Source organism: Niastella sp. OAS944, from assembly GCA_024809215.1.
Lineage (GTDB): Bacteria > Bacteroidota > Bacteroidia > Chitinophagales > Chitinophagaceae > Niastella.
Map to the genome: position 1 here is coordinate 1,331,032 of JANUBW010000001.1, position 24,744 is coordinate 1,355,775.

At 42.9% G+C, this 24,744-nt stretch carries 24 protein-coding genes; 18 read left to right on the forward strand and 6 right to left on the reverse strand.

Going from position 1 to position 24,744, the window contains the following annotated elements; translation table 11 throughout:
* Positions 1-231 precede the first annotated feature (231 nt).
* The 3 genes from GGD38_RS05100 to GGD38_RS05110 are packed head-to-tail and all read left to right on the forward strand — an operon-like array spanning position 232 to position 4,911.
* A complete protein-coding gene (locus GGD38_RS05100; RefSeq protein ID WP_375299099.1) occupies positions 232-1,635 on the forward strand; it encodes an FAD binding domain-containing protein in 1,404 nt (467 codons plus the stop codon).
* Positions 1,632-3,941: a xanthine dehydrogenase molybdopterin binding subunit gene (locus tag GGD38_RS05105; protein WP_375299098.1), complete on the forward strand. Its 2,310-nt coding sequence runs from the start codon at positions 1,632-1,634 to the stop codon at positions 3,939-3,941. The genes GGD38_RS05100 and GGD38_RS05105 overlap by 4 nt, the downstream gene beginning before the upstream one ends.
* Complete coding sequence (locus GGD38_RS05110) at positions 3,904-4,911, forward strand: XdhC family protein (protein WP_375299097.1); 1,008 nt, start codon at positions 3,904-3,906, stop codon at positions 4,909-4,911. Before GGD38_RS05105 ends, GGD38_RS05110 begins: the two co-directional genes overlap by 38 nt.
* Here the strand turns inward: GGD38_RS05110 and GGD38_RS05115 are convergent.
* Both GGD38_RS05115 and GGD38_RS05120 read right to left on the reverse strand, forming a co-directional pair.
* The gene (locus GGD38_RS05115; RefSeq protein WP_375299096.1) at positions 4,886-5,071 is read right to left on the reverse strand and encodes a hypothetical protein; all 186 of its coding nucleotides are present in this window, start codon (positions 5,069-5,071) and stop codon (positions 4,886-4,888) included. The genes GGD38_RS05110 and GGD38_RS05115 overlap by 26 nt on opposite strands.
* 3 nt (positions 5,072-5,074) lie before the next feature.
* Positions 5,075-5,536 (reverse strand): hypothetical protein, encoded by a 462-nt coding sequence (locus GGD38_RS05120; RefSeq protein ID WP_375299095.1) that lies wholly within the window; start codon positions 5,534-5,536, stop codon positions 5,075-5,077.
* Between the two features lie 235 nt (positions 5,537-5,771).
* Here GGD38_RS05120 and ureA point away from each other — a divergent pair, with 235 nt between their 5' ends.
* Genes ureA through GGD38_RS05160 form a run of 8 tightly spaced genes read left to right on the forward strand, consistent with a single transcriptional unit; the run spans position 5,772 to position 11,486 of the window.
* Entirely contained in the window at positions 5,772-6,074 is a 303-nt protein-coding gene (gene ureA / locus GGD38_RS05125) for an urease subunit gamma (protein WP_375299094.1), read from the forward strand.
* 16 nt (positions 6,075-6,090) lie between these two features.
* On the forward strand, positions 6,091-6,399 hold the full coding sequence (locus GGD38_RS05130) for an urease subunit beta (RefSeq protein ID WP_375299093.1): 309 nt from the start codon (positions 6,091-6,093) through the stop codon (positions 6,397-6,399).
* The gene (gene ureC, locus GGD38_RS05135) at positions 6,396-8,117 is read left to right on the forward strand and encodes an urease subunit alpha (protein WP_375299092.1); all 1,722 of its coding nucleotides are present in this window, start codon (positions 6,396-6,398) and stop codon (positions 8,115-8,117) included. The genes GGD38_RS05130 and ureC overlap by 4 nt, the downstream gene beginning before the upstream one ends.
* A gap of 10 nt (positions 8,118-8,127) precedes the next feature.
* Entirely contained in the window at positions 8,128-8,631 is a 504-nt protein-coding gene (gene ureE, locus GGD38_RS05140) for an urease accessory protein UreE (protein ID WP_375299091.1), read from the forward strand.
* The gene (locus tag GGD38_RS05145) at positions 8,628-9,314 is read left to right on the forward strand and encodes an urease accessory protein UreF (protein ID WP_375299090.1); all 687 of its coding nucleotides are present in this window, start codon (positions 8,628-8,630) and stop codon (positions 9,312-9,314) included. Before ureE ends, GGD38_RS05145 begins: the two co-directional genes overlap by 4 nt.
* Before the next feature lie 59 nt (positions 9,315-9,373).
* Positions 9,374-10,009, forward strand: coding sequence for an urease accessory protein UreG (gene ureG, locus GGD38_RS05150; protein ID WP_375299089.1), 636 nt, complete (start codon positions 9,374-9,376; stop codon positions 10,007-10,009).
* Positions 10,006-10,788 (forward strand): urease accessory protein UreD, encoded by a 783-nt coding sequence (locus GGD38_RS05155; RefSeq protein WP_375299088.1) that lies wholly within the window; start codon positions 10,006-10,008, stop codon positions 10,786-10,788. Before ureG ends, GGD38_RS05155 begins: the two co-directional genes overlap by 4 nt.
* Positions 10,785-11,486, forward strand: coding sequence for a hypothetical protein (locus GGD38_RS05160; RefSeq protein ID WP_375299087.1), 702 nt, complete (start codon positions 10,785-10,787; stop codon positions 11,484-11,486). The genes GGD38_RS05155 and GGD38_RS05160 overlap by 4 nt, the downstream gene beginning before the upstream one ends.
* Positions 11,487-11,489: 3 nt before the next feature.
* Here the strand turns inward: GGD38_RS05160 and pucL are convergent, their stop codons facing one another.
* The gene (gene pucL / locus GGD38_RS05165) at positions 11,490-12,335 is read right to left on the reverse strand and encodes a factor-independent urate hydroxylase (protein WP_375299086.1); all 846 of its coding nucleotides are present in this window, start codon (positions 12,333-12,335) and stop codon (positions 11,490-11,492) included.
* Positions 12,336-12,413: 78 nt separating this feature from the next.
* Between pucL and allB the strand changes: the two genes are divergently transcribed.
* From allB to GGD38_RS05195, 6 genes are read left to right on the forward strand one after another with little or no spacing between them, the layout of a single operon-like run.
* On the forward strand, positions 12,414-13,754 hold the full coding sequence (gene allB, locus GGD38_RS05170; protein WP_375299085.1) for an allantoinase AllB: 1,341 nt from the start codon (positions 12,414-12,416) through the stop codon (positions 13,752-13,754).
* The gene (locus GGD38_RS05175; protein WP_375299084.1) at positions 13,741-14,994 is read left to right on the forward strand and encodes an allantoate amidohydrolase; all 1,254 of its coding nucleotides are present in this window, start codon (positions 13,741-13,743) and stop codon (positions 14,992-14,994) included. Before allB ends, GGD38_RS05175 begins: the two co-directional genes overlap by 14 nt.
* 1 nt (position 14,995) lies before the next feature.
* Positions 14,996-15,742 carry a (S)-ureidoglycine aminohydrolase gene (allE, locus tag GGD38_RS05180; protein ID WP_375299083.1) on the forward strand — a complete coding sequence of 249 codons (747 nt, stop codon included), beginning with the start codon at positions 14,996-14,998 and terminating at the stop codon, positions 15,740-15,742.
* Positions 15,743-15,772: 30 nt separating this feature from the next.
* Positions 15,773-16,285 (forward strand): 2-oxo-4-hydroxy-4-carboxy-5-ureidoimidazoline decarboxylase, encoded by a 513-nt coding sequence (uraD, locus tag GGD38_RS05185; RefSeq protein ID WP_375299082.1) that lies wholly within the window; start codon positions 15,773-15,775, stop codon positions 16,283-16,285.
* Between the two features lie 12 nt (positions 16,286-16,297).
* Positions 16,298-16,636: a hydroxyisourate hydrolase gene (gene uraH / locus GGD38_RS05190; protein ID WP_375299081.1), complete on the forward strand. Its 339-nt coding sequence runs from the start codon at positions 16,298-16,300 to the stop codon at positions 16,634-16,636.
* Positions 16,637-16,670: 34 nt separating this feature from the next.
* Positions 16,671-18,101: a phosphoenolpyruvate kinase gene (locus GGD38_RS05195; RefSeq protein WP_375299080.1), complete on the forward strand. Its 1,431-nt coding sequence runs from the start codon at positions 16,671-16,673 to the stop codon at positions 18,099-18,101.
* An 82-nt stretch (positions 18,102-18,183) separates the two neighbouring features.
* Here GGD38_RS05195 and GGD38_RS05200 read toward each other — a convergent pair whose 3' ends face one another.
* Positions 18,184-18,753, reverse strand: a complete 570-nt coding sequence (locus GGD38_RS05200; RefSeq protein WP_375299079.1) for an RNA polymerase sigma-70 factor — start codon at positions 18,751-18,753, stop codon at positions 18,184-18,186.
* Positions 18,754-19,711: 958 nt separating this feature from the next.
* Between GGD38_RS05200 and GGD38_RS05205 the strand changes: the two genes are divergently transcribed.
* A complete protein-coding gene (locus GGD38_RS05205) occupies positions 19,712-19,939 on the forward strand; it encodes a hypothetical protein (RefSeq protein ID WP_375299078.1) in 228 nt (75 codons plus the stop codon).
* 107 nt (positions 19,940-20,046) lie between these two features.
* On the opposite strand, the gene GGD38_RS05210 is transcribed toward GGD38_RS05205, so the two are convergent.
* Together GGD38_RS05210 and GGD38_RS05215 are read right to left on the reverse strand one after the other, a co-directional pair.
* A complete protein-coding gene (locus GGD38_RS05210; RefSeq protein WP_375299077.1) occupies positions 20,047-21,429 on the reverse strand; it encodes a RagB/SusD family nutrient uptake outer membrane protein in 1,383 nt (460 codons plus the stop codon).
* A gap of 9 nt (positions 21,430-21,438) precedes the next feature.
* The gene (locus GGD38_RS05215; protein WP_375299076.1) at positions 21,439-24,705 is read right to left on the reverse strand and encodes a SusC/RagA family TonB-linked outer membrane protein; all 3,267 of its coding nucleotides are present in this window, start codon (positions 24,703-24,705) and stop codon (positions 21,439-21,441) included.
* Between the last annotated feature and the right edge of the window lie 39 nt (positions 24,706-24,744).

Below are 24,744 nucleotides of genomic sequence, written 5' to 3' on the forward strand. Positions count from 1 at the left end.
GAATACCTTTTGGCTACCCATTTGCTACCCCCGCACTACCTTTTTACCAGTGAAACACTACCCTTTTTACTACCCTTTTACTACCCCCTGTCATAGCGAAAGGGGTAGCACAGGGGTAGTGTTTTAGTAGTTTTCAGGTAGCTAAGAGGTATACGAAATACGAACCAGGAACGGTCTTGCCCCCTTACATTTTGCCCTATTTTCGTTAACTTTAAAGAAACCGGTTAGCCATTGATCAAATTCATTCTCAATAATAAGAACATTGAAACCAGTGCTCCCCCAGGGATGACGTTGCTGGATTTTGTTCGTTATCACCAACATTTAACCGGCACCAAAGTAGGTTGTAATGAAGGCGATTGCGGCGCCTGCACCATGTTGATCGGTGAATTGAAAAATAATGAATTACAGTACAGCTCCCTTACCAGCTGCCTTACGCCATTAGGGAATGTACATGGCAAACATGTGGTGACTATTGAAGGGTTGAACATGGAGGGACTGAACCCAATACAGCAGGCCATGTATGATGAGTCAGCAACGCAGTGTGGATTTTGCACACCCGGTTTTGTAGTGTCCCTGGCCGGCTTTTGCTTAAGCAATAAAACAGCCACTGCACAAAATGCCGTTGCACACATTGACGGAAATATCTGCCGCTGTACCGGTTATAAATCTATTGAAAGGGCCGCGGGCAAAGTAGCACAATTAATGCAGACAAGGCATCAGGAAGAACCCGCAACTTTTGTTGCCGAACAAAAGATATTGCCCCACTGGTTTGCAACCATCAAACAAAAGTTATATGCGCTACAAACCGAATTGAACGGACAACTTCATACCACGCCTGCCACAGAATGGGTGGGCGGCGGCACCGATGTGTACGTGCAAAAGCACGACGTTATGCAGAGCGCTGATATCAGGTTCCTGTTACATGATGAACGATTGAAAGGCATTACGCAAAAAGACAACCGATGCATTATTGGTGCATCCGCCACTGTAACTGAATTAAGCGAGTCGCCGGTATTGCAACATTATTTTCCCCGGCTGGCTGAGCATATAAAACTGGTATCATCTACCCCAATCCGTAATATTGCTACTGTAGGCGGTAACCTCATCAATGCCTCGCCCATTGGCGACCTTACCATTTTCTTATTGGCCCTGGATGCTACACTGGTATTCAGCAATGGTGAACAAACACATGAGCTGCCATTAAGACAATTATACAAAGGTTATAAAACACTCGATAAACAACCGGAGGAACACCTGGAATCAATTTCGTTTGAACTGCCAGGCGTTAACACTTATTTCAATTTTGAAAAAGTAAGTAAACGAACCAACCTCGATATTGCCAGTGTGAATACCGCTATTTGTTTAACCATGCAAGGCGACATCATTCAGCACGTTCGTATTTCAGCCGGTGGCGTGGCACCTGTTCCTAAATTACTTGATAAAACAAACGCATTTCTCAAAGGTAAGTTAGTAACCGACCCAACGATTGCTGAAGCAATTGCGATTGCACAAACAGAGATATCACCCATCAGCGATGCAAGGGGCACAGATGAATACAAGCGATTGCTTTTAAGCCAATTGATAAAAGCCCATTTTATAACAGTAGCTGAAAATGCAATACGTTACCTGTTATGAAGAATATAGATGCATATACACACCTGCGGGGCGAATCCATTTACCTGGATGATATCCCTTTAATACAAGGCACTTTGTTTGGCGCTGCATTTGGTTCTCCCATAGCACATGGCGCCATCAGCGAGCTGGATACCAGCGAAGCGGCTGCCCTTCCGGGTGTGGTGCGTATCTTCACTTATAAAGATATCCCAGGAGAGAACCAGATCGGTGGTATTGTTCCAGATGAGCCCCTGCTGGCCGATCATGAAGTACATTTCTGCGGCATGCCGGTAGCATTTGTTGTTGCCGACTCAGTTGAGGCGGCCCGCACTGCTGTAAAGAAAATAAAAGTTACCATCGATCCTTTCCATGTGATCACAGATCCACGCGAAGCTCAGGCATTAGGCGAATTGATTGTTCCCGCCCGCACATTTCAATTGGGTAATACCACAGAAGGCTGGCAACAATGTACCCACATTTTCGAAGGCAGGGCCGATACCAACGGCCAGGAACACCTATATATTGAAACCCAGGGTGCATATGCCGTTCCGCAGGAGCATAACGCCATAAAAATATATTCATCAACACAAGGGCCTACAGCTGTGCAACGGGCAGCATGCCGTGTACTTGGTTTGCCCATGCACCTTGTTGAAGTAGAAGTGAACAGGTTGGGTGGCGGCTTTGGCGGCAAGGAAGATCAGGCAAATACATGGGCTGCGTTGTGTGCACTGGCGGCACATCATTTAAAACGTCCGGTCAAATATTCCCTGCATCGCATGGAAGATATGGCTATGACGGGTAAACGCCATCCCTATTCTGCCGACTTTAAGATAGGCCTTAATGATGCACTGAAGATCATTGCATACGAAGTAACGTTCTATCAAAACGCCGGCGCTGCAGCCGACTTATCACCTGCTGTGCTGGAACGTACCTTGTTCCATTGCACCAACTCCTATTTTATTCCTAATGTAAAAGCAACTGCTTATAGCTGCCGTACGCATTTACCACCTAATACCGCTTTTCGCGGTTTTGGCGGCCCGCAAGGTATGTTTATGATTGAAGCTGCTATTACAAAAGCAGCGGAAACACTGGGCGTGGAGGCTTCAACCATCCAGGAGAAGAACCTGTTACAAACCGGTGATGAATTTCCTTATGGACAAAAAGCCCAAAGTGAGGCGCCTGAGTGTTGGCATAAGGCCAGGGCTATCTATGATCTTACCGCCATGCGTAACAAAGTGGAAAGCTTTAACGCTGCCAACAAATGGCATAAGAAAGGACTGGCCTGTATGCCGGTTTGTTTTGGAATATCGTTCACCAAAACCCTCATGAACCAGGCCCGTTCATTGGTACACGTGTATACCGATGGCAGCGTTGGCATAACTACCGGCGCCGTTGAAATGGGTCAGGGCGTGAATACAAAAATATTACAGGTGGCAGCACAGGTATTCTCTATTCAACCCGACAAAATAAAAATACACACTACCAATACTTTTAAGATCGCCAATACTTCGCCCTCTGCAGCCAGCGCCACTGCCGACCTAAACGGAAAAGCTACCCTACTTGCCTGCACCGCCATAGCAAACAGGTTAAAGAAAATGGTTGCAGAAGAACTGAATATAAATGCAGAAACCATTACATTAAAAGATGAATATGTTTGGGTTAATGGTGAAAGAACCGATCGCGACTGGCAATCGCTGGTAATGGCCGGACATATAAAACGTATTGGGCTTTCGGAGCATGCGCATTATGCCACACCCGAGATCCATTTCGACGCCACAAAAGAGAAGGGCCATCCGTTTGCATACCATGTTTACGGAACTGCATTGGTTGAAGTAACGGTTGATTGTATACGCGGAACCTATACAATAGACACAGTAAAAGTGGTACATGATTTTGGTACCAGCATGAATACAGCTGTTGATCTGGGCCAGATAGAAGGCGGTATTGTACAGGGCATTGGCTGGATGACCATGGAGGAAGTGGTATATGATGAAAAAGGTAAACTGCGCTCCAATGCACTCTCCACTTATAAGGTACCCGATATTTATTCGGTACCGAAAGAAATAGCTGTTGATTTTCTGCAAACGCCCAACGATAACCTGGCCGTATTTAAATCAAAAGCGGTAGGCGAACCGCCGCTGATGTACGGTATTGGCGCTTATTTCGCATTGCGGAATGCAGTACGTGCCTTTAATAAAAACGGGCAATTTCCATTTTCCGCCCCTATGACGCCCGAGAAAGTTTTAATGGCATTATATCAAATACCAACGGAAGGAGCTGTTCAAACCCATGAAGAAACAATTAAGTATTTGGCAGTTGATAAATAAAAGTCTGCAGCAAGAGGTGCCGGTTATGTTGTTGTATGTGCTGGAAAGTAAAGGAAGCAGTCCGGGCCGCCAGGGCTTTTTTATGGCCGTGAATACAGCCGGTGAAATTGAAGGTTCCATTGGTGGCGGTATTATGGAACATAAGTTTATTGAAACTGCAAAAGACCAATTAAAAGAAGCGGTACATCTTACATTCTCTGACCTGCGCAATGTTTATACTGTTACACCGCAATTCATCATCAAAAAACAGATACATAATAAATCGGCTACGGCTAATCAAAGCGGCATGATCTGTTCTGGTGAGCAAACGATTTTACTGTACCGGATAATGTACCAGGATGGCCCGGCCATAGAACAGATCATAAAAAGCCTTGAGCAAAACTCCAATGGTACATTACAATTATCACCTGCCGGTTTACAATTCAATCATAAGGCACCTGCCAATGATTTCTATTTCACTATAACATCAGAAACAGATTGGGTATACAGGGAAAAGACAGGCTATAAAAATCACCTGCACGTTATTGGCGCGGGTCATTGCGCATTGGCTCTTTGCCGGCTGATGCAGGAAATGGAGTTCTTTATTCATTTGTACGATGACCGAAGCGATTTGAAAACATTCAATGAGAACAATTATGTACACGAGAAGAAAGTGATAGATGGTTACGAAGAAACAGCAGCATTGATCCCGGATGGAAATAACCAATATATAGTTGTGATGACAGCAGGCTATAGAACCGATGATATTGTAGTTAGAGCGCTTTGGAATAAACAGTTTAGGTATTTTGGCGTGTTGGGCAGTAAGAGTAAGATAGAGAAAATGTTTACTGATTATCGTGCCGAAGGAATAGCTGATTCTTTATTACAACCAATTCATGCGCCAATGGGTATTTCAATTCACAGCCAAACCCCGGAAGAAATTGCCATTAGTATTGCGGCGGAAATTATTCGGGAGAAGAATAGCGTTTGAGGATTTCGTCCAAATTCTTAATCTTAGACAAATGCTCGTTTGCTTCGGCTATTTTACGGGCAACTGCGCCTGTTGGTTTTGCAGGTTTCATGTTGTCATCAATTGTAAATGTAAACTCTCTTTTAAAAAGCTTACTGTAAAACTTTGTTTTCTTTTTCATATTTCAAATATAATGAATTTTTCTCTTAACTAAAAAGGCCTTGACATTCAATCCCTTCCGAAACCGGACGAATTCCCAATCCCCATTAACATCGGCTAAAATATCAAACATCTCTGACAATTCCTCTAAGTGCAAACTGATCGCAATTCTATAAAGCCTTGTCCTATGCGCTGTGCTACCTGCGAAAAAAACATACCTATCAGGAAATCTATTTGTATACCTATCAACAACATTTAATATAGTTGCTAATATCTTATTCCGATCGCCATTATTACTAATAGTTAAATCATCCAGCTCACCATAGTTATTAATGTCTCCAAAAGCTAGATTAAATATACCAGGTTTGAAGGTAGGTGTAAATAACACCCGTTTTCGAATCCTACCATTCTGTCCAACACTTATAAACTCGAAAGAGCTAAATTCTGCGTCAATATCCACTTCTTCGTATATCTCATACTTCTTCATCACCAAATATATCCAATACACCCCTCTCCTATCCGACAACAAACGCTTATCCCGTTTCTTCTTGATCACAAACAAATCATCAACCAACACTACAACAGATTCACTGCACTTTTAAACCCACACGACTAAATTTATTTACCTGTGCCACTGATCTGTATCGTTTTTTTGCTTAACTTAAATAATTGCCTGCCATTGAGTATTTCCATTATTACATACTGAATTTTCATATTTATCTATGCATCTGACACCAAGAGAATCGGAAAAACTATTATTGTTTTTAGCCGGTGAACTGGCTGAAAAACGTAGAGCGCGTGGATTGAAATTGAATTACCCCGAAGCCATCGCCCTTATCAGCAGCCATCTGCAGGAAGCCGCCCGCGATGGCAGATCAGTAGCCGAACTTATGCAATATGGCGCCACCATTTTAACCCGCGATGACGTTATGGAAGGTGTACCCGAAATGATCCCTGAAATTCAAATTGAGGCCACATTCCCCGATGGTACCAAACTGGTCACAGTACACGATCCTATCAGATAACAATAAACTATATTGCATGATCCCAGGCGAATATATCTTACAACAAGATGACATCATTGCCAATGCCGGCCGCACAACCGCTACAGTTGTTGTTGTCAATACCGGCGACCGTCCCGTTCAAATAGGTTCTCACTTTCATTTCTTTGAAGTAAACCGTCAGCTGCAATTTAACCGGCAGGCAGCTTATGGCATGCGACTAAACATACCGGCAGGCACAGCCGTACGGTTTGAACCCGGTGAAGAAAAAGAAGTGCACCTGGTATCATATGGAGGCGATAAAAAAATATACGGATTTAATAAACTGGTAAATGGTAATATCTCATGAGCCTGCACATCAATCGCATCAAATATGCCAATATGTATGGCCCTACAACAGGCGATAAAGTACGCTTAGGAGATACTGAATTGTTTATTGAAATTGAAAAAGACTTTACCGTTTATGGCGATGAAGCCAAATTTGGCGGCGGTAAAACCATCAGGGATGGCATGGCACAATCGGCTCGCGCAACGCGCAATGAGGGTGTACTGGACCTTGTGATCACCAGCGTAATGATCATCGATCACTGGGGTATTGTGAAAGCCGACATTGGAATAAAAGATGGAAAGATAGTAGGTATTGGTAAAGCGGGCAATGCCGACACTATGGATGGCGTGGATGCCGATATGATCATTGGCGCATCAACCGAAGTACATGGTGGCGCCGGTCTTATTGCAACTGCCGGCGGTATCGATACGCATATTCATTTCATTTGTCCGCAACAAATAGATCATGCGTTGTTCAGCGGCATTACGACTATGATAGGTGGTGGTACGGGCCCGGCAGATGGCACCAACGCCACCACCGTAACACCCGGGGCCTGGAACATTCAAAAGATGCTGGAAGCGGCTGATGCCTTTCCCATGAACCTGGGCTTTTCAGGTAAGGGTAACTGCGCAGCATTACCGCCGTTAGAAGAACAAATAGCAGCCGGCGCCTTAGGTTTAAAGATCCACGAAGACTGGGGCAGTACGCCGGCCGTCATCGATGCTTCGCTTCGCATAGCTGATCAGTATGATGTTCAGGTTGCCATTCATACAGATACATTAAATGAAGCCGGCTTTCTGGAAGATACGATCAATGCAATAAATGGACGAACGATACATACATACCATACCGAGGGCGCCGGGGGCGGACATGCTCCCGATATTATCAAGGCGGCCATGTATCAATATATTCTTCCTTCTTCAACTAACCCCACCCGACCGTTCACTGTAAATACGATCGATGAACATCTCGATATGCTGATGGTTTGTCACCACCTCGACAAATCAGTGCCTGAAGATGTTTCTTTTGCCGATTCAAGAATACGCCCTGAAACAATTGCAGCTGAAGATATTCTGCACGACCTTGGTGTATTTAGTATGATGAGTTCCGATTCACAAGCCATGGGCCGCGTGAGTGAGGTGATCATCCGCACCTGGCAAACCGCTCATAAAATGAAAGTGCAGCGCGGCGCCTTACCCGAAGATGAGGGTAAAGGCAACGATAATTATCGCATAAAAAGATATGTAAGCAAGTATACCATTAACCCGGCTATTACTCATGGAATTTCATCTTATGTAGGTTCATTGGAAGCTGGTAAACTGGCCGATCTGGTTTTATGGAAACCAGCGTTGTTTGGCGCCAAACCTGAAATGATCATCAAAGGCGGGATGATCATTGCCAGCAGAATGGGCGATCCCAATGCATCCATTCCTACCCCACAACCTGTCATATACCGGCATATGTTTGGAGCCTATGGAAAAGCATTACATGCTACGTCCGCAACGTTTGTTTCTAAACTATCGCTTGAAAGAAATATTGTTCAACAATACGCACTGCAAAAAATGATCTTGCCTGTAATGAACTGTCGCGCCATTTCAAAAAAAGATATGGTGCATAACAATGCTACACCAGTGATAGAAGTAAATCCCGAAAACTATGAAGTAACAGTAGATGGCAAACCGGTAACCTGTGAACCAATTGCTGTAGCGCCGCTGGCCCAACGATATTTTTTGTTCTAAACCAACCACGATGTTAATTCAACAAAAATTAGATAACATAAACGCTATCGATATCAACAACCGTAATATCGACTGGTTGCAGCTGCAATGGTACGAAGCCGGCAAACGGATATTACGCAGGCAAACCCTGGCGGGCAATGACATTTCCTTAAAGTTCCCCGATAAGAACCCGGCACTCACCCAGGGAGATGTATTGTATGTAAGCGATTCGCTCATCATTGCTGTTGAGATCCTACCCTGCGATGTATTGGTTATTCAACCTGCTAACCCGTTCGAAATGGCTTCCGTTTGTTACGAGATCGGCAATAAACATCTGCCGCTATTCCTCGATAATAACGAGCTGCTTGTTCCTTTTGAAATGCCATTATTCAGGCAGTTATCAGCTCAGGGATATGCCATAAAACAGGATAAAAGAAAATTACTTCACCCATTGAGATCAACGGTTGCACCTCATGCGCACAATAACGGCAGCTTGTTTTCAAAGATCATGCAATTAACAAACGCTACCGAATGAATTCAGCCTTGCTACGTCTGCTTCAACTTTGCGACCCTGCATTACCTGTTGGCGGGTTCTCGCATTCTGCCGGTTTGGAAACGTATGTGCAACTTGGAATTGTAAAAGACGCTGCTACCGCAAAAGCTTTTGTTACCGGTATGTTATCGCAGAATATTCATTATACAGATGCGGCCATTGTTTCCCTTGTATATGATGCAATAATAGCCAATGACATCAATGAATTAAAACAACTCGATGACCTGTGCACGGCAGTTAAACTGCCTAAAGAAATGCGAATGGCCAGTCAAAAATTAGGCGCGCGGCTTATTAAGATCTTTCAACCACTGTGTAATAACATCTGGCTAAGTTGCTATGCAGCCGCTGTTAATGCAAAAGAATTGCAGGGCAATTACTGTATTGCGTTTGGAATAATTGCGCATGCTTTGCAAATATTAAAAACAGATGCGCTTACAGGCTTTTATTACAATGCAGCAGCAGGGTTTGTCACCAACAGTGTAAAGCTGGTTCCGTTAAGCCAGCAAACCGGACAGGAGCTATTGTTTGCATTACAGCCCCTGATAACCGGGCTTGTTCAAAAAAATGTACGGGCCAATAAAGACCTGCTCGGTGTATGTTGCCCGGGTTTTGATATTCGCAGCATGCAACATGAGCAATTGTATTCCAGATTGTATATATCGTAAAACAGCCGCAAGCTACAAGCTGTTAGCTGTAAGCCCGCGCGGCAGCAAAAAATACTGATATGGAAAGAAAGTATATAAAGATAGGCATCGCCGGTCCTGTTGGTTCAGGTAAAACGGCATTGATAGAGCGTTTGACGCGAAGGTTATTTCCCGCTTACAGCATTGGCGTTATTACGAATGATATTTATACAAAAGAAGATGCAGAATTTCTTACCAAAAACAGTACGCTGCCGGCTGATAGAATTATTGGTGTAGAAACCGGTGGCTGCCCCCACACAGCCATTCGCGAAGATGCCAGTATGAATCTGGAGGCTGTAGAGGAAATGGCTGCGCGTTTTAGTGACGTGCAAATAATTTTTATTGAAAGCGGTGGCGACAATTTATCAGCTACTTTCAGTCCCGACCTGGCCGACCTAACCATATTCGTAATAGACGTGGCAGAAGGCGATAAAATTCCCCGCAAAGGCGGTCCCGGCATTACCCGCAGCGATCTGCTGGTGATCAATAAAATTGATCTTGCCCCATATGTAAATGCCAGCCTTGAGGTAATGGAACGTGATGCCCGCAAAATGCGCAATGGCCAGCCCTTTGTATTTACCAACCTAATGAGTGATGAAGGCTTACCCCATGTGATCAATTGGATAAAGAAATACGCCCTATTGGAAGAAACAGAAGAACCAACCCTTTACCGTTGATATCACATTTACACATACAAACAGCCGAACGCCATGGTATAAGCTACCTTAAACAAAGCTATTATACGCCGCCTTTTAAAGTGGCCAATATTACTGAAGATAAAAAGGCAGGGCCGTTACACCTGATGCTGATGTGTTCCTCCCCGGGCATTTTAGACGGCGACGACTATCAGTTAAAGATCAACATTGAAGAAAATGCCCACCTCCATCTTCACACGCAATCATACCAGCGCCTGTTCAATATGAAACAGGGCGCGCGGCAAAAGCAGGAAGTGTATCTTCAAAAAAATGCATCGCTTATATACATTCCCCATCCCGCCGTGCCGCACCGGCAATCGATTTTTTCTTCTCATAATGAGATCTATTTGCAAGAGAATAATCTACTAATGTGGGGCGAACTGTTAACCTGCGGCCGTAAATTAAACGGAGAACATTTTGACTTTATCAAATATCATAGCATAACAGATGTATACATAAATAGCCGACTGGCTATTAAAGAAAACTGGCTTGTACAACCTGGTATCACCAATATGCAGGTTATTGGGCAATGGGAAGGCTATACACACCAGGCCAGCCTTATAATTATAAAAGAAGATGCATTGCAGTTTTATGATGCCCTTAACCAATTCTTATTGCAGCAACCACAAATAACCTTTGGCATCAGTACTTTGCCGTATAAAGGTTTAATTGTACGAATATTAGGCTACAAGGCTGAACAACTATTCACATGTTTGAACCGGATTGCAGCAATGATACCTTCAAACCAGGTGCATACATGATAACAGAATTACAAATATTACTAATAACGGCTATAGGCATCGCCTGTTTACATACGCTTACCGGTCCCGACCACTATTTACCATTCATTGCGCTTTCCAAAGCCAGGGGCTGGCGATTTGGCAAAACACTTATGTGGACAGTCATCTGTGGCTGTGGTCATGTATGGAGTTCCGTGCTTTTAGGATTGGGTGGCGCCGCTCTTGGCTGGTCAATTGCAAAGATCAGTTGGCTGGAAAATATTCGCGGTGGTATGGCGGGCTGGGTGTTATTACTCTTTGGACTGATATATGGCATTTGGGGCTGGGTAAGGGTTTTTCAAAATAAAAAGCATAAACATTTTGATACTGTTGAAGATGGTTCCATTTATGTATGTGAACATAAACATAGCGTGGCGGTTCTACCCAAAGAAAGATATAAAGTAACTCCCTGGGTTATGTTTATCATCTTCTTATTAGGTCCCTGCGAACCAATGATACCATTACTGTATTTTCCTGCTGCTAAAAATAACTGGTGGAGTATGATCCTGCTGATCACCGTGTATACCTGCTGCACGCTAATCACCATGCTGATAATGGTTATACTGGGATATTACGGCATCTCCTTCCTGAAAACAGAAAAACTGGAGAAATATGTTCACGTACTGGGAGGGTTAAGCATTTTTATCTGTGGCGCCGGAATGGTGTTCTTAGACTGGTAAATATTACTCACGAACTACTGTACCCGTAATATAGCCATATGGTTCATCGGTAGCAATAAAGACCTCATTCTTATTATCAACTCCAAACTGCTCAAGATTAAAAAGAATATGATGTTTATTAGGCATTTTTAAAGTGATGTCGTTCACTGCTCCGTATTTCTCCAACACGGCTTCGCCCATGGCAAACAAAGTATGCTGCACAGAAAGGCTTTGATGATTGGCAAATGTTTGCAGTAATGTAGTTCGTATGCCATTAAACAATTCAACAAAAAGAACTTTAGATGAATTATAGGTCCAGCTTACTTCGCATTGGGTGGAAAGAATACGATCGTTGGTTTCCTTTAATGTGGTATACTGGTCTTTGATATAATTCTCAAAAGCCGAGTCAGTAGTTTTAAGGATCAGCAGATCGGCAATACCAGAAGTGACTTCGATACCATTTTCATTCTGAACAATAACGGCAGTATGCTTTTCAGTGCCGCCGCTGCAATAAGCATGCGGATGATATTTGCCTTCAAAGTGCATCCGTTTCCAACTGTGTTCGGTTAATTCTATACGGGCCTGGGAAACCGGCCGGTTATTGCTAACAAAGTAATTGGCCAGGTACAATCCAAACGATTCAATAGACGAAACAAAATGTTCCTTTGCCAGGGCATACACCGTATTCTTTTGCGTATCGGTAGGAAGAATTTTAGTGTTATCACCCCTAGTATGCGCTGTTTCAAAATCGCCCTCCAGCACTACATTTACAGAGATCTGCCTGAACTCGTGGTATTCGGGGTGCCGGATGATCTTTGAAAGGTTTACAGCATTTTTACCATACGTATTCTTTCCCAGTTTAATAGACATAGCAGCGTATTTTGGTTAATGTATACTCAATTTAAAGAATTAATTGTCTATTTTAGTAGAGACTTCAATTATTAACCTATGGACATTCTGTGTATCAGAGGTAAAAACATATGCACCCCTGAAGGGATCAGGGCAGGCTATGTAATGATACAGAATGGCCTTATTTCTGATGTAGCCGAAAATCTATCCCCAAGCCTCAGTCGCGAGGTCATAGATATTGGCGATTCCTTCCTAATGCCAGGGCTGGTTGACCCGCATGTGCATCTCAACGAACCGGGGCGTACCAATTGGGAAGGGTTTGCAACAGGCACCCGCGCTGCTGCAGCCGGCGGCATTACCACGCTGGTTGATATGCCGCTGAACTGTTCACCCGTTACCACTACAGCCGCCGCCTTTGACCAAAAAGCCAAAGCAGCCGAAGGACAGCTGCAGGTAAACTGTGGTTTCTGGGGTGGCGTAGTCCCCGGCAATCATACACAGATTGAGCCATTGATAGATAAAGGTGTGTTGGGATTTAAAGCATTTCTTACACATAGCGGCATAGATGAATTTCCTAATATTACCGGGGATGATCTGCAAAAAGCCATGCCCATTATTGCCAGGCATAACCTGCCGTTGCTGGTACATTGTGAAATTAGCACCAACCTGGTACCAGGTGGCGATGAACGTTCTTACCTGCATTACCTTTCTTCCCGGCCCAAAGACTGGGAAGATAAAGCCATTGCCCTAATGATACGATTGTGTGAGCTATACAATTGTCGTGTACATATTGTGCACCTGTCATCGGCCAACTCAATTGCACCAATAAAGCAGGCCAAAGAAAAAGGCTTACCCATTACTGTTGAAACAGCGCAGCATTATTTGTATTTTAATGCGGAAGAGATACCCAATGCGCAAACCGCTTATAAATGTGCACCCCCTATTCGTGAAAAAGCAAATAACGAACAACTATGGCAGGCTTTGCAGGAAGGTATTATTGATTTTGTTGCAACCGATCACTCGCCGGCCCCGCCCGAGATGAAAGAATCATCATCGGGAAATCTAATAAAGGCCTGGGGCGGCATTGCATCTTTGCAGCTGGCATTACCAATACTCTGGACGGCCGCACGTAAACGGGATATACCGGTTATGAATATGGCCAAATGGCTTAGCGCCAACCCGGCACTGCTGCCAGGTTTGAACAGGTCAAAAGGTAAGATAGCGCGGGGATATGATGCAGACCTCGTTGTATGGGATCCCAATAAGAAATTCACCGTTACTGCAGAACAATTGCATCACAAACATAAAACAACTCCGTACCTCAACCAGCAACTGTATGGTGTGGTAGAACAAACCTGGTTGCAAGGAAAACTGGTTTTTGATCACGGGAACTTCCCTTTATTGAACAAAGGAAAAATAGTTACACTTGATACCCCATAACCAACAACTGGCAACCGTTATCCTGCAACGGATTGATGAACTGGCTTCCATAAGCGAAGTCACCGGCGCCATTACGCGCACATTTGGCACAGAAGCATTTATAAAAGGCCGCTCACTTGTTGCTCAATGGATGCAACAGGCGGGTTTGCAAACCCACATTGATAACATTGGCAATGTAAGAGGCAGGCTGCCATGCCCTACCCCCGGCGCCAAAACACTGGTTATTGCTTCGCATATTGATACTGTTTTTAATGCCGGTAAGTTCGATGGGCCACTGGGCGTGCTCACAGGCCTCGTCCTTATTGAACAACTGATAGAACAAAAGAAAACACTGCCATTTCATATTGAGCTTATTGGCTTTAGCGACGAAGAAGGCTGCCGTTTTCATACTACTTATTTAGGAAGTAAAGTAGTGGCCGGCCAATTCGACAACAACCTGCTTGGCAAACAGGATGCTGCCGGCAATACGCTCGGCGATGTAATAAAAGCAATGGGTGGTAATACCGACCTGTTGTCCAATGATGCCATTACAGCCGCTAATTGGTTGGGCTATTTTGAGATCCATATTGAACAGGGACCCGTGTTATATGAAAAACATATTCCCGTTGGTATTGTAACCGCCATTGCCGGACAAAAAAGAATTGCCCTTACATTTAAAGGCGAAGCAGGGCATGCGGGAACTGTGCCTATGCATATGCGAAACGATGCCCTTTGTGCCGCTTCGGAATTTATACTGGAAGCAGAAAGGTTTGCTGCCAGCCATATGCAACAGGTAGTAGCAACCGTGGGCACATTAAATATTCCTAATGCAGCCAGCAATGTAATTCCCGGCGAAGTAAGCTGTACCCTCGATCTCCGCAGTCCCAGTCAGCAGGTGTTAAACTCGTGTTACACGTATCTTGAGCAATTGGGTTCAGCTATTTGCCAACGGCGAAAGATCACCTTCGACTGGCAACTGGTACAGGAATCAAAACCGGTAAACTGCGATGCCAATATGAACAGGCTGCTTGCCAATGCTATTCGCCAAACGGGCTATGATGTCATCAACCTGGTAAGCGGAGCGGGCCATGATGCAGTAGCGGTTTCAGCAATATCACCCGTTACCATGTTGTTTGTTCGTTGCTATAAGGGTATAAGTCATAACCCGTTGGAAAATGTAGAACTAAAAGATCTGGCGGCAGCTGTTGATGTATCGGCCGCATTCATAAATTCGCTTATTCAAAAATATAACAAGGGTTAACATGGAAATTTCAGCGCTAACAAGATCGGTAGTAAAAAGCAATCATGCGGTTATTTGTCCCGATGGATATGTTAACAGCAACGTTCCGGGCTGGGCGAATTGCACCGTAAATGTGATCATTAACGAGCAAATGGGCGCCCGGCTTTGTCAAACGTTGATCACATTGCAAAAAGAAGGAAGTCTTACAGGCAGCACCCAACAATCACAAATATTCTTTTACGTAATATCGGGAAAGTGCAAGGCTACTGTTAGTGGAGAAACACAGGTATTGACCAACGGGCAGTTTGTATATGTGCCCATTCAAAAAGATTATGTATTCGACGAAGTAACACCCGGCACCCAAATACTTACTTTTCACAAAGTATATGAGCCGCTACAGGAAGCCCCGGTGCCTTTGACCCTGTTTGGCGATGCAGCCAAAGTGCCTGGCCCAAGTTATTTAAATGATCCTGCATTGCGGTTACAGGTATTGTTGCCCGACAACTTATCGTTCGACATGGCGGTGAATATTTTTACTTATGACTCCGGCGGGCATTTGCCGTTTGTAGAAACGCACATCATGGAACATGGTTTGCTGTATTTGCAGGGGCAGGGCGTGTATATGCTCGACCATCAGTGGTACCCAATAAAAAAGGGCGATTCCATTTGGATGGCGCCCTATTGTCAACAATGGTTCACAGCTATGGGAAAAGAACCGGCTGTTTATATTTACTACAAAAACGTGAACCGGTTCCCAACACTGGTGTAACCATTCCTCAACCATCAAAAATCAATAACTATGACCATCGCCGAATTCGATCATCTTGATGTAGAAGAGAAAAAGAAGTTGCTGCACACCTGTTGCGGCAGCACCGCCTGGGTAAATAATGTGATAGCGGCCTTACCAGCCGAAGACCTGGTCGATCTGTTGGAAATAGCCGAGGAACAATGGTATGCCTGCCATGAAGCCGACTGGCGGGAAGCATTTTCACATCACCCACAAATTGGCGATATCGATTCATTAAAAGAAAAGTTTGGTGCCACGGACCAATGGGCAGCAGGAGAACAGGCGTCAGTACAGCAAGCCTCGGAGAAAACGTTGGAGCAACTGGCAGAAGGCAACCAGGTATACAAAGAACGGTTTGGTTATATATTCATCGTATGCGCCACCGGCAAATCGGCCGATGAAATGTTGATGTTATTGAACCAGCGATTGTATAACAATCCGGATGTTGAAATACAGGTAGCAATGGAAGAACAATTAAAGATCACCAAACTGAGGCTTGAAAAATTATTCGGCATTACAACTTAATCAATACAACACATGAGCCAGCTAACCACCCATATACTCGATACTACCCAGGGCAAACCAGCCGCCGGTGTTGAAATTGCGCTTTACCAACAGCACCAAACCGACTGGAAAGAGATCGTTCGGGGCTTCACCAATAACGATGGCCGTATTACCGACTGGCTACCTAAAGATGAATTACTGGCGCACGGATTATATAAACTGAAATTTGAAACCGGCAATTATTATAAGCAATTAATGATCTCTTCATTCTATCCGTTCGTAGAAGTGGTATTTACAATAACTGACACTTCGCATTACCATGTACCCCTGTTATTAAATCCGTTTGGGTATAGCACTTATAGAGGCTCATGATATACCATAAGACATTTTATAATAAAGACACTATATGAAATTTTCCATTCCGGAAAAAGACAGGTCGGCCCTGCTCTACCAATTGCAAACAGCTAATCTTACATTTCAGCAAACATATCCGGGCGATAAACCCGACCGGCAGCCCGTACATACTGTATATGGCGGCGCCAACCTTTTTAAGGCAGATACCTGTGTAAAGATGGGTGAAATTGCATTGAAGAACCTGCAAACCTACGCGCCCAATTTTGTAGTGCTGGCAAATGTGCTTCAGCTGGCTGGTCATGAATATTTACCAAAACATCAAAGCGAAATTGATGCGCTAACAAGTAAGCTGGCATTAATGCCCGAAGCCTTACGCAAACAGGAACCTGCCTGGCTTGCCTATACAGTGTACAATAAGATCATTGCTAAACTGCAAAAAGAAGCGGTAGAAGACTTTAGAATAGATTTTGAAGATGGGTTTGGCAATAGGCCCGATGATGAGGAAGACGCTACTGCGGTTCAGGCGGCGCAGGAACTGGCAACAGGTATGAAGAATAAAACTATTTCTCCATTTATTGGTATTCGCATAAAGCCGTTTACAGAAGATCTTAAATTACGTGGCGTACGAACACTTGATATATTTCTTACAACCTTGCTTGGGCAAACCAACGGCATTTTGCCTAACAACTTTGTCGTTATGTTGCCCAAGGTTACCATTCCGGAACAAGTAGTGACCCTTGTGCGTTTATTTGAAATACTGGAAAAAGCGCATCAATTAACGCCGGGTTCTCTGAAAATGGAAACCATGGTAGAAGCTACGCAGATCATTATGGATGATGAAGGCCGAAATCCATTGTTACGAATTATTAAAGCCAGCGAAGGACGATGTATAGCAGCGCATTTTGGAACATATGATTATACAGCATCATGCGGCATTACGGCCAAATATCAAACCATGGCGCATCCTGTATGTGATTTTGCCCACCACATGACCAAGGTGGCATTGGCCGGTACGGGTATTTTTTTATCAGACGGTGCCACCAATGTAATGCCCATTGGCCCACACCGGGGCGATGAACTAAGTTATGAACAAATGACCGAGAACCGCGAATCGGTGCATCAGGCCTGGCGCACCGGTTTTCATCATACAATGCATTCACTCATCAATGGTTTTTACCAGGGCTGGGATTTGAACCCCGCCCAATTGCCGATGCGATATGCAGCTACGTATAATTTCTTTTTAAACAGTTATGACGACGCCGTGTTTCGGTTAAAGACATTTGTTGAACGTGCCGCCATTTCTACGCTCACCAAAGATATTTTCGATGATGCAGCAACCGGACAGGGCTTGCTTAATTTCTTTTTAAAAGCCATGAACTGTGGAGCTATTACAGAAGAAGAAGCAACCGCTACGGGGTTAACCATCGATGAAATACGAAGCCGCTCATTTTATCGAATACTGGAAGGAAGAAGAAGAAAATAAGGAACAATTATAATTAGTACTACCCATCATAACTTTTCAGATTATGATGGGTATTTTTTATGTATAAATGATAAGCTGAAAATTATAATATTGGAACAAACTCTTCGGTAAACCGGAAGCGGTTTTTTATTAAATGAACGCCTCTGCTTTTTTGATTGCGAACGGTATGAACAGAAAGTCGCATTTGGCGGGCTATTTCATGACAATCGAGGCCTTTGGTATAGCTGAGTAACATTACTTCCTTACATTTTTCGGGAAGTTCATTTACAATTTTATATACCTGTTGTAATACTTCGGCATGAATAGCTTCATTCATAACCTCGGCTTCAATATCGTTCGATTGCAGGCGAATGTTTTCTCTAACACGTGCCTGGTATGAAGACTGTTGATTATGATTGAGACAGGCATTGCGGGTGCTGATGTACAGAAATGCTTTTACCGCGTATACCGTATTAAAATCAGATTGCTTTTGCCAGAGCTTTACAAATACATCGGTAACAATATCCTGGGCTATAGCGGAATCATTGACCAGGCGGCGGGCAAAAAAACAAAGAGCGGGATTGAATAAATGAAATACTTTTTCGAACTCTGGTAATCTTTGTTGTTTAAGGCGTTTGCTTTTCTCATTCGCAAGAGTGTCTGCATTCCTCATGATCATGTAGTTTTTGAAGTGTCGCTATAAGTTCTTAATCATGGCTTCATTAAGCGGATATATGGAGGTTGATACAGGTTTCCCTTAAAAGACCGGCTGCAGGCCCTATGGCCAAACAACCGGTGCGTTCTTCCATGTGATAATACGGTTGCTTATGTGGTATCGAGTAAGCTGTTAACTATTATGCTGCATCAATTTGCTTTACATTCCCGTTGTGAAACAAATTCCATTTTTGTAACTGCGATCTTTCTAAAAGCGATGGAAAGTTTCTAATACTTTCCATTATTATATAAAACACCAATAATGCCCGTTTTTACTAAAGGAGAGACAGAAAAATTTTATCTATAATAGTTGCAACGATAACTAATTATATATTAGTTGATTTTGAATTAATTAGGACTGTTTACAATTTAAATTTCGGGTTGTGCGTAATACTTTCCAGAAATCCAAAACAGAAAAAAGCGGGAAATGAAGGTTTTGGAGGTAGACATTAAATATTTTCCTTAGTCATATTTTGTCTTTTATCAACAAGTAATCAATAATTAAATATTATTATAGTTTCTATTCTCTTTCTGTTAACTTTAAGAAACGAAAGTGAATTTGATGCTCTGAATTCACTTCAATAACCTTCCTTACTTACCTCTACGTACCCATTATACCACTTCAAGCAAGCCATATTCTTTCATAACCTTTTTCTCTCGTTCCGAACCCTTACAAACGTCTCCAATTGCGTTACTGCCATCACATTTTTTTCTGCTGCTAAACAGCGGAGCGGGAAACCTATGCCCAGCACTATTCGGGTACAATAATCATTACATACACTCAATGTTTTTCCTGCTTTTTGAAGAATAAAAGCAGCAACATTATGAAACAAACAAAACTAACCTTGTTCGTGTTGGCGTTTGTGATAATGCTGACATCCCTATCAGCCGTAACACCTAATTATGGATCCAATCCGATGAACAAACAGATTAATTATTATTGGTTTGACCCTGCAAGCAACTGGCTTGGCCGCCAAAACACTGTTGCCAATGAAATTGCACTAACAGGTCTCGATGAAAGTACAGGCAACCCTAAAACGCTTGTAGAAAAAGGCTGGGCCCCAAGCAATTGTTCCATCGATCAATGGGGTGTTCCTCATCCTCTATCACAAACACCCGATAAAGCGCTTTATTCACACCCCTGATTTCCCACACTAACGGGGCGTATCATGTTTAAATACGTATGTCCATGCATGATATTTAATATAAATGCTGGTTACGTAAAGGCGTGATACGCCTTTTTACATAAACATTACTCGTAGCCAGGATTTTGTTTAAGATTAGGGGCGGATTCCAATTCACTAATCGGAATAGGATACAGTTGATCGTTATGACTCCAGTTGCTTTTTATAGCCCCCAGCATGCCATCGGCTTTATTAGTACGCTTTAGATCTATCCAGCGGTGTCCCCATTCAGCAAACAATTCGGTGCGCCGTTCCTGTTCTATGGCTTGCAAACATTGCTCTATGTTGATAGTTGTTGCCAATACAGACAACCCCGCCCGGGTGCGAATTATATTAATATCGGCCGCCGCCTCCTCTATCCTATTTTGGTTTACCCTTGCCTCAGCCCGGATCAGGTATTGTTCGGCCAGTCTTAATACTACATTGTATTCAATAGGTGAACTACCTGCTGCCGATAAATATGTGGTGTACTTGTATGGGTAGTTACCCAATGGACCAGATTTTATCCAATTCGCCTTACGCAGATCACCCATTTCGAAAGCATTCCATAATTCTGACGATATAAGATAAGCAGGCTTTAAACTAGGGGCAGGTGGCACAAACATAAAACCTTCAGGAGCATTCACTCGATTTTGAACAGGAGCCCACTGAAAAATGACCTCTTTGCTTTTTACTTTGAATACAGTTGTAAGATCGCTTTGTAACACAAACAACCCCGAATTGATAACTGCTGATGCAACTTCTTCCGCCTTCCCCCAATTTTTCAAATGCAAATATATCCGCGCTAGTAAGGCTTGCGCTGCATAAGAAGTTGGAGAAGTATTTTCGTTCTCATTTATTAAAGCTTCTTTGGCGGCTATAAGATCTGTTTCCATTTGTTTATAAACGTCGTTAACGGGGGCCCGAAACAACATCGCATTCACATCTGCATTGGTACCTAGTGCCAGGGGCACATCGCCAAATAAATTCACCAGATAATAATAACACAGCGCCCGCACAAACTTTACTTGCCCCGACAATCGCTTTTTTATTTCTGTTTTAACTCCGGTTGATTTTTGTAATCCTTCTATACAAATATTACATTGGTATATATACACGTATGCAGCCTTCCACAAATTACTATTCACTAATGGATTACTTGAATTGAGCGCATTCCCATTGAACTGATCTTCAAAAATGGTGTTCATATTTCGGACCAATTCGTCTGAAGACAAAGCGGGGAACAGACTCATACCACCATTCAGTAAAAATTTTGTGCTCCCTAATATTTTTATATACAAGCCAGTTACTGCTGCTTGCGCCAAGGAATCATTGGAAAAAACGGCCGCAGAAGTAAGCGAATCATCCGGTTCATCAACCTGTACCAGCTTTTTACAACCGGTAACAGTTATTATACTGTATACAGCAGCAAGACAAATGCATTTACTAAATTTTAACCAAATTCTTTTCATACACGATATTTAAAAGCCCAATTCAACACCAATGGCAATGGTTCGCAAGGGCGGTAAAGCAGATACATTTCGCGTTTCGGGATCAAACCCCTTATAACGTGTAATAGTTAATAAATTTTGCCCCTGCATATAAAACCGGCAATGTCTGATTGCTATATTTTTCATCCACTGTGCCGGCAACTGCCATGAAAGTTCGATATTTTTTAAACGGGCAAAAGATGCATCTTTGATAAAACCATCAGATGCCACAAATTGAACAATAGCATCTTTAGTAACATCATTGACGCCTGTAGTGTATTGTTGCATGGCACAGCCATTATTACATTCCGGCCAGCGGTGCAGCGCCATTACTGGTTGATTTTCTAATATGAATCCGGGCGGATGAAAAGCGTACATGGAATACAAATAACTTTTGGCGCGAAGTTTTCTGATCTCCCAGAATATATCGAGTTGCCAACCTTTATACTGTATATTGGCCTGTACAGAACCATACCATTTAGGATCAACATGACCGAGTATGCGATAATCATCGGGATAGTTAATATCTCCATCCCCATTCTGATCTATGAATTCGAATAGACCGTTTGTAGAATTCACACCGGCATATGCATATCCCCTAAATACAGAAAGTGATTGACCTATATCCAAAGAACTCGCATAAGTAGAAGACTTAAGATTAGGAAATGCAATCAATTTATTTCGCGGTATTGTAAACATCAAGTTTCCATCCAATCTCCAACGTTCATTTAATTTATTTTTAAACTGCAATTGCAGTTCCCAGCCGGTATTTTGCACCAGGGCCGACGAATTTTTTGCGGCGTAACTGGGAAAGCCTGTTATACTAGGCAAAACGTATGCGATCAATTGATTGCCGGTTCGGTTCCGGTAGTGTGCTACTGTGATCATCACGCGATCTTTGAATAATCCTAATTCTATAGCTGCTTCCAATTTTCGGCTTACTTCCCAACTGTAATTGCTATCGGCCAACTGAAACGGATAAATTCCTGTACGGCCCAGATAAGCAGCACCGGTAATATCCTGCCATTTATCGAGGTATTTATAATCCCCAATCTGATCGTTTCCTGTAACGCCATAACTGGTTCTTAATTTCCCAAAACTTATAAAGGGTATACTTTTTATAAACGGTTCATTAGAAAAAATCCAACCCACACCGGCTGACCAAAACATTCCAACCTCTTTACCTGGGCCAAACCTGCTGCTTCCATCAATACGCCCTGTAAGGTTGATCAAATATTTGTCACACAGTACACTTGTTAATCGGGCGAATACCCCGCCATATCTATATTCTGTATTTAAATATGCAGGTTTCTGAACACCGGCAGCATTTACATTACGCAACTCATCATCGCTGGAAAAATCACTTGCTTCAATAGTAGAACCTGAATGCTTTTGTACCTGCATAGTCGCACCCACCAAACCACTTATTTTTCCTAACCCCATATATCGGTTATACTCCAGCTGCGGTTCAGCTATCCAACTATTATATTTTACCATTCCAAAATTAGCCAGGCCTTTGGGAACAACTCCACCAGATGTACGTTGGCTGTAGCTTGGTCTAATGCTTAGATCATTAAATCGTAACCAATTATGCCCTAGACTAATTTTGAAAGTAAGATTCTTTACGATGCGGTAACTGATATCAAGATTACCTAAAAGGTTGGTTGCTTTTGATTCATACGGCTGCTGCAGATATGATAATGGGTTTGTAAAATTCAAATCCCCCTGTTCCCATACTAATTTCCCAGTTGAATCATATAACACCGGTGTATGCGGCGCCAGGCTTATATAGTTGGTAAGATCACTAGCTATCGACCAGTTCCTATCGTACATACTGATCATTGATAATGTTATGTTCAGATTCGTGTCCTTGCTTTGATAATGCAGATTTGCATGACCAGAGAAACGTTCATTTTTGATATCGCCCGGAAATACAGTAGTTTCACGATGATAGCCTGCACTTGTATAATATTGCAATCGGTTACTTCCTCCAGCCAATGAGAGTTGCACATTAGTTGATACCGCCTGCCCGCCAATAAGCATCTTTTTGAAATCAGTATATCGGGTAGTATCCCAGGATATCAGATCTGGCGCATTTGTTATATCCACATCCAGGTTATCATTTTTCAAAGCTTCCTTACGCATTAGCACATACTGGGCAGTATTCATCATATCCGCATAGCGGGTTATCCTGCTCCACCCAGTATTTACATTCATGTTAAAAACAGGGGTACCAGCTTTTCCTTTTTTGGTACTGATAAGTATTACACCATTCGATCCACGGCTGCCATAAATAGCCGTGGCATCGGCATCTTTCAATACTTCAATATGATCTATATCGCCTATATTAATAAAAGAGAGTGGGCTTCTACCGGCATCGCCTAATGCAGAACCAGACGTAACGCCTATTATGGAATTATTATTGGGCGCATAGGGTACTCCATCAATTATAAATAAGGGATCATTAGGTGGTAATTGACTGGGGTTAATGCCAATAGAACTTTGGCCGCGTAACTGTACTTTATAGGTAGAACCTGGAACACCGTTGCTTTGTGTAATGAGCAAACCCGGCACGCGACCCGCTAATGTACCTAAAGGATCGCTTACCGGCTGACGGGCAATATCACCCTGATTTATTTTGAATACGGAGCCAGTGTTGTATCGTTTAGAGGTTTTGCCATAACCAATAATAAGCGTTTCATCAAGGTCTCTTACCTTGTGTTTCATTTGAACGGTAATAAATGCCTTTTCTTTTATAAAACGATCGGCAGATTCATAACCAACACTGGAAAAGCTTAATACTGTATTGGGCTTAACAGTAATATGAAAGGTTCCGTCTATTTGGGAGGTAACCCCTGCTTTGGAACCATTTACCATTACAGATACATTATCTAACGGTTCACCGGCTTCGTTGAGGACCTTACCGGATATAGTCAAAAATTCCTGTTTTTGAATTTGTGCCTCACTAGTATCGCGGGCAACGGTTATCATATTACCATAGATGCGGTAAATTAACTTCAGGTCTTTCAACACCTGTTTCATTACATCATCAATAGTACCATTTTTTACATGCACCGTAACCCGTGTATCATGTGGTAATACATCAGACCTGAATGTGAAGTAATACTCGCTATATCGCTCAATCTGCTTAAATACTCTCCTAACCGGAACATTGTCGGCCGATATATTATATTGCGATTGTGCATAAACCCCAACAAACGCCAGCAAACAAAGCATTAACGAAAAAATCTTACTCATGTCCTAGTCTTTGTGATTAGCTTAACGCTAATATTACAC